At 64.9% G+C, this 12,588-nt stretch carries 14 protein-coding genes; 8 read left to right on the top strand and 6 right to left on the bottom strand.

Annotation, left to right across the window (positions count from 1 at the left end; translation table 11 throughout):
- The first annotated feature begins 218 nt into the window (after nucleotides 1-218).
- The 4 genes from NXY83_RS21135 to NXY83_RS21145 all read left to right on the top strand — a co-directional run bounded on the left by NXY83_RS21135 (nucleotide 219) and on the right by NXY83_RS21145 (nucleotide 2,749).
- Nucleotides 219-749, top strand: a complete 531-nt coding sequence (locus NXY83_RS21135) for a YsnF/AvaK domain-containing protein (protein ID WP_397427609.1) — start codon at nucleotides 219-221, stop codon at nucleotides 747-749.
- A 691-nt stretch (nucleotides 750-1,440) separates the two neighbouring features.
- Entirely contained in the window at nucleotides 1,441-1,722 is a 282-nt protein-coding gene (locus tag NXY83_RS18825; protein WP_258803725.1) for a hypothetical protein, read from the top strand.
- A 175-nt stretch (nucleotides 1,723-1,897) separates the two neighbouring features.
- On the top strand, nucleotides 1,898-2,275 hold the full coding sequence (locus tag NXY83_RS21140) for a helicase associated domain-containing protein (RefSeq protein ID WP_397427528.1): 378 nt from the start codon (nucleotides 1,898-1,900) through the stop codon (nucleotides 2,273-2,275).
- A gap of 156 nt (nucleotides 2,276-2,431) precedes the next feature.
- Entirely contained in the window at nucleotides 2,432-2,749 is a 318-nt protein-coding gene (locus NXY83_RS21145) for a helicase associated domain-containing protein (protein ID WP_397427610.1), read from the top strand.
- Nucleotides 2,750-3,214: 465 nt separating this feature from the next.
- Here NXY83_RS21145 and NXY83_RS18830 read toward each other — a convergent pair whose 3' ends face one another.
- Nucleotides 3,215-3,448, bottom strand: coding sequence for a DUF3073 domain-containing protein (locus NXY83_RS18830; RefSeq protein ID WP_050053419.1), 234 nt, complete (start codon nucleotides 3,446-3,448; stop codon nucleotides 3,215-3,217).
- A 275-nt stretch (nucleotides 3,449-3,723) separates the two neighbouring features.
- Between NXY83_RS18830 and NXY83_RS18835 the strand changes: the two genes are divergently transcribed.
- Complete coding sequence (locus NXY83_RS18835; protein ID WP_258803726.1) at nucleotides 3,724-4,368, top strand: septum formation family protein; 645 nt, start codon at nucleotides 3,724-3,726, stop codon at nucleotides 4,366-4,368.
- Between the two features lie 31 nt (nucleotides 4,369-4,399).
- Here the strand turns inward: NXY83_RS18835 and clpB are convergent, their stop codons facing one another.
- Nucleotides 4,400-7,042 (bottom strand): ATP-dependent chaperone ClpB, encoded by a 2,643-nt coding sequence (gene clpB, locus NXY83_RS18840; protein WP_258803727.1) that lies wholly within the window; start codon nucleotides 7,040-7,042, stop codon nucleotides 4,400-4,402.
- Nucleotides 7,043-7,277: 235 nt separating this feature from the next.
- On the opposite strand from clpB, the gene NXY83_RS18845 reads away from it, so the two are divergent.
- Nucleotides 7,278-7,613 carry a YciI family protein gene (locus tag NXY83_RS18845; RefSeq protein WP_258803728.1) on the top strand — a complete coding sequence of 112 codons (336 nt, stop codon included), beginning with the start codon at nucleotides 7,278-7,280 and terminating at the stop codon, nucleotides 7,611-7,613.
- A 9-nt stretch (nucleotides 7,614-7,622) separates the two neighbouring features.
- Here NXY83_RS18845 and NXY83_RS18850 read toward each other — a convergent pair whose 3' ends face one another.
- From NXY83_RS18850 to NXY83_RS18865, 4 genes are read right to left on the bottom strand one after another with little or no spacing between them, the layout of a single operon-like run.
- Nucleotides 7,623-8,681 carry a sulfate/molybdate ABC transporter ATP-binding protein gene (locus tag NXY83_RS18850; protein ID WP_258803729.1) on the bottom strand — a complete coding sequence of 353 codons (1,059 nt, stop codon included), beginning with the start codon at nucleotides 8,679-8,681 and terminating at the stop codon, nucleotides 7,623-7,625.
- Nucleotides 8,678-9,544, bottom strand: coding sequence for an ABC transporter permease (locus tag NXY83_RS18855; RefSeq protein WP_258803730.1), 867 nt, complete (start codon nucleotides 9,542-9,544; stop codon nucleotides 8,678-8,680). The genes NXY83_RS18850 and NXY83_RS18855 overlap by 4 nt, the downstream gene beginning before the upstream one ends.
- Nucleotides 9,545-9,581: 37 nt before the next feature.
- On the bottom strand, nucleotides 9,582-10,370 hold the full coding sequence (modA, locus tag NXY83_RS18860) for a molybdate ABC transporter substrate-binding protein (RefSeq protein ID WP_258803731.1): 789 nt from the start codon (nucleotides 10,368-10,370) through the stop codon (nucleotides 9,582-9,584).
- Nucleotides 10,367-10,777: a TOBE domain-containing protein gene (locus NXY83_RS18865; protein ID WP_258803732.1), complete on the bottom strand. Its 411-nt coding sequence runs from the start codon at nucleotides 10,775-10,777 to the stop codon at nucleotides 10,367-10,369. Before NXY83_RS18865 ends, modA begins: the two co-directional genes overlap by 4 nt.
- Nucleotides 10,778-10,893: 116 nt before the next feature.
- Between NXY83_RS18865 and NXY83_RS18870 the strand changes: the two genes are divergently transcribed.
- Together NXY83_RS18870 and NXY83_RS18875 are read left to right on the top strand one after the other, a co-directional pair.
- Nucleotides 10,894-11,763, top strand: a complete 870-nt coding sequence (locus tag NXY83_RS18870) for a DUF4031 domain-containing protein (RefSeq protein WP_258803733.1) — start codon at nucleotides 10,894-10,896, stop codon at nucleotides 11,761-11,763.
- Nucleotides 11,760-12,581 carry a 2-phosphosulfolactate phosphatase gene (locus NXY83_RS18875; protein WP_258803734.1) on the top strand — a complete coding sequence of 274 codons (822 nt, stop codon included), beginning with the start codon at nucleotides 11,760-11,762 and terminating at the stop codon, nucleotides 12,579-12,581. The genes NXY83_RS18870 and NXY83_RS18875 overlap by 4 nt, the downstream gene beginning before the upstream one ends.
- Nucleotides 12,582-12,588: the final 7 nt, after the last annotated feature.

Consider the following 12,588-nt stretch of genomic DNA (forward strand, 5'->3'; position numbering starts at 1 on the left):
CAACAGAAGGGACAGGTTAATTCCGTGGCTAGGCTGCGACCAAAAACAGGGGTCATCACGCTCTCAGCGGAGCTGGCAGCAAGCAGGACCGGGTGCTTCCCGGCCGGCGCCGAGCTGGCCGCAGGAAGTGGCGATGATGGCTGGCATCCAGCTGGTCATGATGCAGCTACCCGGTCCGGCCTCACGCCATTGAGCGACGACGTGTTCAAACATGCGCGCTGGAAGACGGCCGAGACGCTAGTGGTGCTGGACGCACTCGGCGACGCTCCGGCCGGGCCTGGCTTCGCAAGTACGTCACCACCGAGAACGTCATCAAGGCCGTCCCGGTGCAGAGTGAAGAAGTCCGCATTGAACGCAAACCCATCACCGACGCGAACCGCGGCGCCCTGATGGACGGATCGGCGATCAGCGAAGAAGAACACGAAGTCACCCTCCACGAAGAACGCCCCGTGGTGGAAAAGAAAACCGTCCTTGTCGAACGAGTCCGCGTGGACAAGGACACCGTGACCGAAAACGTCACCGCCAACGAGGAAGTCCGCAAGGAAACATCGACACCGACGGAATCGACGACACCCGACGCTAAACCAAGCTCTGCACAAGGGCCCGGGCACCAACCCCGGGCCCTTGGCATGCCAGTTAGCACCAAAGGAATAGGCATACCCAAACCATTCACAAGCAGGGATCACTTCAATCGACAGCACGATCTGGTGCCCGAGATGGCAGACAAAGAACTGTTCTCAATGAGATGACCCGGCCTCACCGCGTTCACGTTGATCTGTGGCGGAACGTTGATCGTGGCGCTGCTGATGTTTCTCGGGCAGCCGGCCGCGGCCGGCATCCTCCTGGTTTGTGCCGGAATTATCTGGCTGACGATATACCCCGTTCAGGCCTTAGCACGGTCGATCAACAGACCAGACGACCCATGAGTTTGGCCAAGGCCTGGCCTATCACGGAGTCACAGTAAGGGGTTAGGTAGTCCCTCCCGATGACAGCGGAAACGAGGTCCGCTTTAATTTCGTTTAGCAGGAAGCTAGTAATTCCATCCAGAACAGGAGCGGTAGTAGCCGGGCCGGCGACGAAAATGGAGCCCTCCGCGAACAGGGTTCGTCCCCTTTCGCCGTCGGCCCTTACGTGGCCCCGCCCGACTGGAGCGCGGCGAGGATACGCCGTCGTGTTCATTGATTCGTTTGGGAGGGCCCTTGTGTCTATCGATGGATTGATTTACGAGACGCCGAGGAAGGGCCCTGCCTAACATGGAATAACAGCATTCAGTTCGGCTTCCATCGCCGGGTTCAGCCTGCCCGTGCGGTAGCTGATGTGCTGGATCTGGAGCCAACCGAGTGCAGGCATGCAGAGGCTGGCTGCTCTTTACTGCTAAGTATGCTTATTGTTACGCTTACATGACCTGCAACACACAGTTCTAAACTAGGGAGCAGAGCCATGAATGGTATTAAGAAGTCCGCGGCTGGAGCCGTTCTCGCAGGGGCATTGATGTTCGCAGGCGGAGTCGCCCCGGCCAGCGCCGTGACGCAGGACGGTTTGGTGAACATCAACATTGGGGACGTGACGGTCCTGGAAAACGTTCGCGTCGCTGTCGCTGCTAACATCCTCGCCAATGTCTGCGTCAACGATGTGAATGTTCTTGCGATTGACGCCGGAGCAAGTGCCCAGGAATGCGTTAACAGGGGCGGTAGGACGATTGCCACCGTCACCAATAACTAGGGGTACGTAACCGTATCCATCTGCTGAACCGAAGTCCTGGCTTGTCACTACGACCGGCCAGGACTTTCTTTTGTTTTCAGGACTAACCTGTGAGGTATCGGAGGACTCGGCTTGGCGCGCTGAACCTCCTTGGATTACCGATCGGAAGGGTCGTCGAAAGACAGGAGCTAAGGGAGTGGAGACATCGCGGGCAGTACGGCGTTCCGGTCAAACTTTTTCGGAGCTTCCTCGGCGTGATTGGGACGAGCAGCTGCAAGACTATGTTCGCTTTATCGAGAAGCACAACAGGGTTCCTTCCCAGTATCCCGAAGACTCGGAGGAGCGAATGCTCACTTTCTGGCTACGGCATCAGAAGGCCAGCCTCCGGAACGGGCTGCTCCTGCCGGAGAGGGTTGAAAAGTTGGAAAAGCTGATGCCCGGCTGGAGTTCCCCCCACCGGGTACGTCCCAGCTGGGATCAAATGCTGGCCCGCGCAGTTCAATTCAAAAGCGACCGCGGCAGATGGCCATCAGCCGTGTCGCCCGACGATGACGAGCGGAGTCTCGCCAACTAGTTATACCGCCAAGCTGCAACCCGCACGGCGCACCGAGACCGCAAACATGCAGAACGAATAGTGAAGCTGAAAGAGGCTTTGCCCGGCTGGCCCAGCCATCGTTCCCCTGGCGATGATGAATGTTGGACCAGCCGCCTTGATCAACTCTTGGAGCATGTGCGGGCGCACGACCGGATATCTACTATGGGGCCACCCAGCTCCCCGGAAGAGTACTCGCTGGGCAAATGGATCTCAGTTCAACGGCTCGCCCATAAGAAAGGCCAGTTGTATCCAGAACGCTTGGCGAAACTTGGCGAACTCCTTCCTGACTGGGGGGTGGTTAAGAAACCAGCTATGAAGAGTGGTTCCGCCTCGGGCCCGAACGGAAACCAACACCCCAGAGGAGTGGACGGCCCAACCAGAGGTATCCTTCCTCCACCTGACAGATCACTGAGGGTCTTACGAATTTGTAGGTGCGAAGAAACATCGGCCTAGCGAACGTCCGAGCCCCCGGGTCATTCCGAGGACCGGCTTACAGGTGCAAAGGCTCAGGGCGTGAGGGGGATGTGGCGCTCAACGCGGGCGACTTGAAATTTGTTGGGTTCCACATCGATGTAAGGGTTCCCTCCCGAGTGTGCGTCCTCTGAAGGATCGTCTGCCGGGCATCGGGCGCCATCTACCGCTCCAGAAGACCTCCAAAGAGCGATCAAATCCTCGTACTAATTGCTGAACCTCTCTGACGTTTCATCGCAGGGGCACCGCAGAAAGCCCGTTGCCTGCGCCGGAGTTCCGGTACAGACGACGGGCTTAGTAACTGAAGTAGGTCCCTTGATTTGCCGATCCGGGTACCAAAAAAGAAGCGCTGCACAATTAGCTGGAGCCGCAGAATTCACCTGCTGCATCCGTTCGTGCTGCGGCGTCACAGGGCTGCCTTATTGAGACTTTGGCAGCTTGCGACAACTAGCCGATCCGACGGGTGTCTACCTCGTCGTCGTCTTCTTCCAAATCATCCGCGTACTTATCCACATAAGCCGAATAGTCAGGTTCGACTGGCTCATTCGCATAATGGCTCGTGGCACGACTGCCTGGACCCGTCAGCTCACGCTGAAGTGCCGAGTAGTCAGTGTTCGGGGAGTAGTACTTGATATCCCGAGCCTGCTTGGTAGCTTTTGCCTTTTGACGGCCGCGCCCCATGGCGTGACCCCCTTTTGTACTTGGACCGGAGGTGGTCACCTTGGCGTAGGTGAGGCCCCGGAATGTTTGGTCAATTTGTCGTACACCTAGATTACATGCTTTCGGCGCCCCCTGCTTGCCAGACGCGGCGCCGGGGGGTGCTTTGCGCTACCATCCCCGGCGTCACCCGCGAGTTTCCAGCTTTTTTCTTCGGTAGAGTCGCTTAAAACAACTGCCCAAAACTGGACGGCTGAACTGCTGCCCACCGCGGATAGAACGCAGGAGGATGCACCCACGTGAACAACCAGGACGTCCCGCCCAAGCCCGGCTCGCCGCCCCCTGCTCCCGCCCCGGAGTCCGTCAGCTGGTCCCAGCCACAAACGGAAACGGAAGGGGCGCGAAGGAAACCCGTAACGAAAAAGAGGGCGTTCTGGATAGCGTTGTTCGTCGTCGTACTTCTGGCTGTGATCGGGGGCCTGGTGTGGCTTGCCCTGTGGTTGAACTCCGGCCAGGGAGCCCCCGAGGCCGGCGAGGAAACCCCCGGCGTGCTCGAAACAACCATCACGCCGCCGGCATCACCGCTGCCCCTGCCGCGCGAAGGAGTGACGCCTGCCGAGTACGCGCTGGGTGACTGTTTTGCCGACTTCGATCCTGAAGCGCTGGCATCCAAGGTGGTACCCTGCGATGCGCCCCATTCGGCACAGCTCGTAGCCGTGTTCCGTTACCCGGAGGACGGGGCCTACCCCGGGGCCGAGGAGCTCAAGGCCAAAGCGCTTGAGGCCTGCCAGGCTGCCAAGCTGGGCCCGGCAGCCAACGAGTACCAGCTCAATTACCAGCGCAGCTTCCCCAGCGATAGCAGCTGGGACTCAGGGGACCGCAGGGTGGACTGCTACGTGACCGCCCCCGGCGGCAACGTCATCAACGCGAGCGTGCTGCCCTAGCGGCCGGGCCGCCAGGGCAGCACTCCTGCATTTAGTCCTTCCGGCGGACGGAAAGTCCGGAACTGGGTGCACCGGTCAGGGCATCCACGTCGCCACTTGCCAGCTCACCGAGGTCGGCCGCGGTGTCCACCAGGACGGTGTCGCTGTCGCTGATGTCACCGGACAGGATTGCCTTGGCGAGCCGGTCCCCGATCTCCCGCTGCACCAGCCGGCGAAGCGGCCGGGCGCCGTACGCGGGGTCGAAGCCGGAGATGGCGAGCCAGGCCTTTGCGCCGTCTGTGACCTCCAGGCTGAGCCGGCGTTCGTGCAGGCGCCGCCCCAGTTCGCCCACGTGCAGTTCCACGATCCGCGACAGTTCCTCCACGGTCAGCGCGTCGAACAGCACCACTTCGTCCAGCCGGTTCAGGAACTCCGGCTTGAAGGACGCGTTCACGGTGGCCATGACGGCGTTCCGCTTGGCTTCGGCGTCCAGGTTCTGGTCCACCAGGAACTGGCTGCCCAGGTTGGACGTCAGCACCAGGATGACGTTGCGGAAGTCCACGGTGCGGCCCTGGCCGTCGGTGAGCCGGCCGTCGTCGAGTACCTGCAGGAGGATGTCGAAGACCTCGGGGTGGGCCTTCTCCACTTCGTCGAGCAGCACTACGGAGTACGGACGGCGGCGGACGGCTTCAGTCAGCTGGCCGCCCTCCTCGTAACCCACGTAGCCCGGAGGTGCGCCCACCAACCGCGCGACCGAGTGCTTCTCGCCGTACTCGGACATGTCGATCCGCACCATGGCGCGCTCGTCGTCGAACAGGAAGTCCGCCAGCGCCTTGGCCAGCTCGGTCTTACCCACGCCGGTGGGGCCCAGGAAGAGGAATGAACCGGTGGGCCGGTTCGGGTCGCTGATGCCTGCCCGTGCACGGCGGACGGCGTCGGACACTGCCGTGACAGCCTTGCCCTGTCCGATGAGCCGCTTGCCCAGCTCCTCCTCCATGTGCAGCAGCTTCTGGCTTTCGCCCTGCAGCATGCGGCCCGCCGGAATGCCCGTCCAGGCAGAAATGACCTCGGCGATGTCGTCGGCAGTCACCTGCTCCGCCACCATCTGCGCGGACTTGTCCGTGACGGCCGCTTCCGCCTCCGCAGCGGCATTCAGCTCGCGCTCCAGGGCAGGGATTTCGCCGTAGAGAACGCGGGATGCGGTCTCCAGGTCGCCTTCGCGGGCCGCTTTTTCATAGGCGCTGCGCAGCTCGTCCAGCTTTGCCTTGAGGTCGCCCACCCGGTTGAGGCCGGCTTTTTCAGCCTCCCAGCGGGCCTTGAGCGCGCTCAGTTCCTCTTCCTTGTCCGCCTTGTCCGCCCGCAGGGCAGCAAGGCGCTCCACGGAGGCCTCGTCCTTTTCACCCTGCAGGGCCAGCTCTTCCATGGTGAGCCGGTCCACAACGCGCTGCAGCTGGTCAACTTCCTCCGGCGCGGAGTCAATCTCCATGCGAAGCCGGGACGCGGCCTCGTCCACCAGGTCGATGGCCTTGTCCGGGAGCTGGCGGCCGGAGATGTAGCGGTTGGAGAGCGTCGCGGCCGCCACGAGGGCCGAGTCCGCGATGGTGACCTTATGGTGCGCCTCGTAGCGCTCCTTGAGGCCCCGAAGGATACCGATGGTGTCCTCCACGCTGGGCTCGCCCACGTACACCTGCTGGAAACGGCGTTCGAGCGCAGGATCCTTTTCGATGTTTTCACGGTATTCGTCCAGCGTGGTGGCGCCGATCAGCCGCAGCTCGCCGCGGGCCAGCATGGGCTTGAGCATGTTGCCCGCGTCCATGGAGGAGTCGCCGGTTGCACCTGCACCCACCACGGTGTGGATCTCGTCGATGAAGGTGACGATCTGGCCTTCGGAGTTCTTGATCTCCTCCAGCACAGCCTTCAGCCGCTCTTCGAACTCACCGCGGTACTTGGCGCCGGCCACCATGGACGCGAGGTCCAGGGCGATCAGGGTCTTGCCGCGGAGGCTTTCCGGCACGTCCCCGGCCACGATGCGCTGCGCCAGTCCTTCGACGACGGCGGTCTTGCCCACGCCGGGCTCGCCGATGATCACGGGGTTGTTCTTGGTGCGGCGGCTCAGGACCTGCACGATGCGCCGGATTTCAGTGTCGCGGCCAATCACCGGGTCCAGCTTTCCGGACCGCGCCATGGCGGTGAGGTCCGTGCCGAACTTCTCCAGGGACTGGAAGGTGTTCTCCGGGTCCGGACTGGTGACCTTCCGGTCGCCGCGGACACCCGGCAGGGCGGCGAGCAGCGCCTCATGGGAGGCACCGGCGTCGCGCAGTGAACGGCCGGCGGCGTCGCTTCCGGAGGAGAGCCCCAGGAGCAGGACCTCGGTGGAGACGAAGGTGTCACCCAGCCTGTCGGCCTCTTCCTTGGCGTTCTGGATGGCCTGCAGGGCGGGGCGGGAGAGCTGGGCCTGCTGGCTGGACCCGCCGGAGGTGGCGGGAAGTGCCTTGATGGCGCTGCTCGCCTGGACACTGACGGCGTCCGGGTCGGCTCCGGTGGCCCGCAGCAGTGCCACGGCAACGCCTTCTCGCTGGTCCATCAGCGCCTTGAGCAGGTGGGCGGGTTCCACCTGCGGGTTACCGGCCGTGGAGGCGTTCATGGCCGCAGCCGAAAGAGCCTCCTGGCTCTTGGTAGTGAATTTGACGTCCAAAGGGAGCTCCTTTCAGGGGCAGTTTGTCTAAGTTGAGTCTACTACGCTCAACTTTGGATTGGGACGGTTTATTTCCCGATTCGGGCACCTGTTTGCCCACGGCGAACGGTCCCCCACGTCCTGCGATGTTTCCCAGGGGCGGCGCGGGGCTGTTCCCTTGGCTGCACAATGCCTTTAGGATCAGGCGTGTGACCGGGGAGGACGGCTCCTCCTGCAGACTCGAGACAGGACAGGCATGAAAAAGTTTGTTGTTCTCTACATCGCACCGCAGTCCGCCCAGGAACAGATGCAGGAAAGCACGCCCGAAGCTGCCCAGGAGGGCATGAAGGCCTGGATGGAGTGGGCCGGCCGTGCGGGTGACGGGCTTGTGGACATGGGCAAGCCGCTGGGCGCCGGCCGGGAAATCACAGCCACAGGAACCTCGGATGCCACCAACGGAGTTGCCGGCTACGCCCTCGTCCAGGCGGAGGATCTTGAGGCCGCCCAGGCCCTGTTCGACGGCCACCCGCATCTCATGATGCCGGGCGCCACCATCCAGGTGTACGAATCCCTGGATTTGCCGGGGATGTAGCCCAGGACCTCAGCTCCCGTAAACCGACACCGCGGCGGCTTTGACCACAAAGTGCACCGTCATGCCGGGTACCAGGCCCAGGTCCGCCGAGGCTGCGGGCGTGATGTCCGCGGCGAGCCCGTCCGCCCGGACCCGGATCAGGTCACCGTGGGGTTCCAGTTCGGTGATGCACACCGGGAAGGAGTTGCGGGGACTGCCGTGCGCATCGCTGAGAAACACTGAAACGGCCGACGGCGGGAACACCGCCACGCCTGGCAGGCTGTCCCCGCCAGATTCGCCGGGGTCCTCGAAATGGCCCGCAATCTCCCGGCCCCGGCTTGTCAGGATCCCGTTTCCAGTCAACGTTCCCGGGACGAAGTTCAGCCCGGCCAGCCCGGCAGCAAAAGAGCTCCTGGGCCGCTGCAGTACTGCACGGGTGGTGCCTTCCTCCACAATCCGGCCTCCCTCCAGGATGGCCACCCTGTCCGCAAGCATCAGCGCATCGAGCACGTCGTGGGTGATGATGATGGCCTGCCGCCCGGCGAGGACCCGCTTAAGCAGCCGCCGGAGCAGCGGTGCGGAGTGGATGTCCAGTGCGGCCAGGGGTTCATCCAGCAGGAGCAGATCCGGTTCGGCCGCGAGCGCGCGTGCCACCGCAACCCGCTGCGCCTGCCCGCCGGAGAGCTCTGCAGGACGCCGTGCCGCCAGGTCACCGGCTTCCACTTCCGCAAGCCAATGCATGGCCCGGCTGTCCGCAAGGCGCTTGGGGGTCCCTGTGCTGCGCGGCCCAAAGGCCACATTTTCCAAGGCGCTAAGGTGGGGAAACAGCAGGGGTTCCTGGGCGAGCAGGGCCGTGCCCCGGCGGTGCGGGGGTACCCATGTATGCCTGGCTGTGTGCAACTGGAAGAGCGTGCGGCCGTTGAGTTCCGCCCGGCCACTGTCCGGTTTGAGCAGTCCGGCGATGCTGGACAGCAGCGTGGATTTGCCCGCCCCGTTCGGCCCCATGACTGCGACGGTCTCCGCGGGTCCCACGGTGAGGGCCACGTCGAAACCCCGCTCAGCCACGGCCGCCTGGAAGGAAAATGTCACGGGACGTTCGCTCCTGCCGCCGCTGCCGCCGTCGTCCGCTTCCCGGAGGCCTGGCGGCCAGACCGGCCGCCGCCGGGACGCCGGTAGGCGAGTGCTACCACGGCAACGGCCACGGCAACCAGGACCAGGGACAGCGCGACGGCGGCGTCCGGGTCCGTTTCCCGCTGCAGGTAGATTTCCAGCGGCAGGGTCCGGGTCACCCCCTGCAGGCTGCCCGCGAAGGTGAGTGTGGCGCCGAACTCGCCCAGGCTGCGGGCAAAGGCCAGGACCGCTCCGGACGCCAATCCCGGGAGCATCAGCGGCAGGGTAACGCGGCGGAAGACGACCCCCGGTGGTGCGCCGAGCGTGGCCGCTACTGCCTCGTACCGGGAGCCGCCCGTCCGCAGCGCGCCCTCCAGGCTGACGACAAGGAACGGCAGCGCCACGAATGTCTGGGCCAGGACCACAGCCGTGGTGGAGAAGGCGATCTGCAGTCCCAGCACCTCCATGGCCCCGCCCAGCAGGCCCTGCCGGCCAAAGGTATAGAGCAGCGCGATGCCGCCCACCACTGGCGGCAGCACCAGCGGGAGCAGCACCAATGAGCGCAGGAGCCCCTGCAGCGGAAACCTTCCGCGCGCCAGGACCAGGGCGAGCGGCACACCCAGCACGATGCACAGCACCGTACTGGCGGCCGATGTGCGGAGGCTCAGGCCGAGGGCCGAAAGCGCCGATTCTGAGGTAACCAATGGAAGGAAGTTGGCCCAGTTGACCCTGGCCACAATGGCCAGCAGCGGGAGGACAACCACCAGGGCGGCCAGGACTGCCAGGGCGTAGAGCCAGCCCGGAACCCCGGTGTAAGCCTCGCGTGCCCTTGTTCCGTTCATCGCTTGCACGCACCGCGCGGGGGCACTGCGGCGCCTGTCACTTCGTGCCCGGCCCGAAGCCGGCCCGTGCCAGCACCTGCCGGCCTTCGTGGCTGCTCACCAGGTCCAGGAAGGCCCCGGTCGCAGCGTTGTTCCTGCTGCCCGCCAGCGCCGCGATGGGATAGCTGTTCACCGCTTCGGCCGCTTCCGGGAACGGGATGTTTTCCACCTTGTCCCCGGCGGACCGCACATCCGTCACGTAGACCAGCCCGGCGTCGGCTTCTCCGGAGATGACCTTGCCCAGCACGTCGGTGACCGAGTTCTCCTCGCTGACGGGGCTGAGGACAGTGCCCTGCCTTTCCGCGACGGTGGCGGCCGCCGCGCCGCAGGGGACCTGCCTGGCGCACGTCACCAGGCGCGTCCCGGCCCTGGTGAGGTCGGCGAAGGAGCCGATGCGGGCAGGATTGCCCTGCGGGACCGCGATGGCCAGTGTGTTGGTGGCGAAAGTCCGGGGTTCGCCCGCCAGCAGGCCCGCGTCCTCAAGCTTGGCCATGTTCCTGGTGTCGGCGGAGGCGAAGACATCTGCGGGGGCGCCCTGGCTGATCTGGCTCGCCAAATCCGACGAGCCCGCGAAGCTCACAGTGACCTCCGTTCCCGGGTGCTGCGCCTCGAATATGTCAGCCAGTTCCGTGAAGCTGGACTTAAGCGATGCGGCTGCGAAGACCGTGAGGCTGCTCTCCCCGGCAGCACCGTAGCCACCGGCCGGGGCGGCGTTGCTGCCCGCGCAGCCCGCGAGGCTTACCGCGAGCGTTGCCGCTGCCAGCCCTGCCGCAACGTTGACCCTCACAGCACGCCCTTCCCCTGCGGGGTTTCGATAATGACGGTGGTGGCTTTGACTACCGCGGTGGCTATGGACCCAAGCTCCAGCCCCATCTCCCGGACAGCCTCGCTGCTCATCAGGGACACCACGCGGAAGGGCCCGCACTGCAGTTCAACCTGGGCCATCACCTTGTCCGCCGTGATGCCCGTGACCAGGCCGGTAAACCTGTTCCGGGCCGAGCTTCCGGTGCGGTGCGGATCGTCGGGGAGCTGCGCCAGCTTTTGGGCATGCAGGGCGAGTTCAAGGCCGTCCACGGCGAGCCTGCCGGACTCGTCCCTGAGCGGAGTGAGGAAGCCGTTGTCAGTCCAGCGCCGGATGGTATCGTCACTGACACCGAGCAAGCGGGCTGCTTCCGCCACGCGGATGATGGTCATTTCATCACTATAGGGCGCAGGTGCGGCGGAAAGGACACTGTTTGTTCCGCTTTTTCGTTTATGACCGCTTCGGCCTCCGCCGTTGTCGCGGCGCCGGGCAGCACTAGACTTCCTCCATGGCCATCTACATCGACCCGCCACTGTGGCCTGCGCACGGAACGCATTTCTCCCACCTGGTCTCGGATTTATCGCTGGCTGAGTTGCACGCCTTCGCCCAGGAGGCCGGCATTCCGGAGCGGGCTTTCGATGGTGACCACTACGACGTCCCTGAACGCCGCTTGGACGATTTGGTGGCGGCCGGAGCCATTCCGGTGGAAGCGCGGATCCTGGTCCGCAAACTGATCTCCAGCGGCCTGCGGATCCCCGCCCGGCAGCGGAACAAGTCGCTCAAAGTGCCGCTTCAGCTCCGCTGGGATGGCGTTATGCCCGGCCATGACGCGCTGTTCCTCGATCTCCTGGACCGCTGGAGCGAACCGCACCGCCGCTATCACGGCTGCACGCACCTCCTCTCGGTGCTGGAGTCCCTGGACCTGCTGACTGATCCTGCCGACCCGCCGCGCACGGTGCTCCTGGCGGCCTGGTTCCATGATGCTGTCTACCGCGGGATCCCCCGCCAGGATGAGGAGGAGTCCGCACGCTTGGCCGAGGACCGCCTCGCCGCTGCCGGCCTGCCGGACGCTGAAGTGGCTGAGGTTGCCAGGCTGGTCCGATTGACCAGCGACCACCGCCCAGGGGCAGGGGACGACGGCGGCGCCCTCCTTTGCGACGCCGACCTTTCCGTTCTCGGCGGGGAAAGGGACGAATATGTCCGCTACGTCGCGGCCGTCCGGCAGGAATACGCGCACGTCGGCGACGCCGACTTTGCGGCGGGGCGTGCCGCCGTCGTACGCCATCTGCTGGAACTTGACCCGCTCTTCCATAATGAGCGGGCGAAGGAGCTGTGGCTGGATGCCGCGCACCTGAACCTGAAGGGTGAACTGACATGAACGCTCCGCATTCGAACGCCCTGCATGTGTATACCGCGAGCGCGGCGCACCGGCAGCTCCCCTATACGGTGCGCCTGGAGTGGGGGCTCGACGGCGCCAGGACAGTCACGTCGGGCGTTGACCTCGCCGTGGTGGTGGACGTCCTGTCCTTCAGCACGTGCGTCAGCGTTGCCCTGGACCGCGGTGCCCAGGTATTTCCGTATCCATGGAAGGACCCCAGCGCGGAGGACTTTGCCGCCCACGTCCACGCCGAACTCGCCGGTCCCCGCAACGGCGGCGGGCTCAGCCTGTCCCCGGCAAGCCTCCGGGCGGCGGATTCGCTGAAGCGCGTGGTCCTGCCTTCCCCCAATGGTTCCGCGCTGTGCCATCTGCTGGCCGGCGAGGTGCCGCTGGTAGCCGCAGTCTGCCTCCGCAACGCCGCAGCGACGGCGGACTGGGTGGCAGCAAACCTGCCCGAGGACGCGGTGATCGCAGTAGTGGCCGCCGGTGAACGCTGGCCTGACGGCACCCTCCGTCCCGCCGTGGAGGACCAGATCGGAGCAGGCGCTTTCATCGCCGGGCTGGTGGCTGCCGGCAAAGGTGGTTACGAGGCCGGGGACGGCAGGCACGGCTACTCACCGGAGGCCGTCGCGGCGGCCGCCGTCTTCGAAGCCGCGGAGCCGCGCCTCCGCGAGATGCTGCACGGCTGCTCCAGCGGGCGGGAGCTGGCGGGCTCAGGCTATGCGGGCGACATCGATATCGCCGCCGAGCTGGACGACAGCGACGCGGTCGCCATCCTTGTGGACGGCGCCTTCAGCAGCAGCCCGGCACACAGCTGACCTGCGG

This window comes from Pseudarthrobacter sp. NS4 (genome assembly GCF_024758005.1).
Classification (GTDB): domain Bacteria; phylum Actinomycetota; class Actinomycetes; order Actinomycetales; family Micrococcaceae; genus Arthrobacter.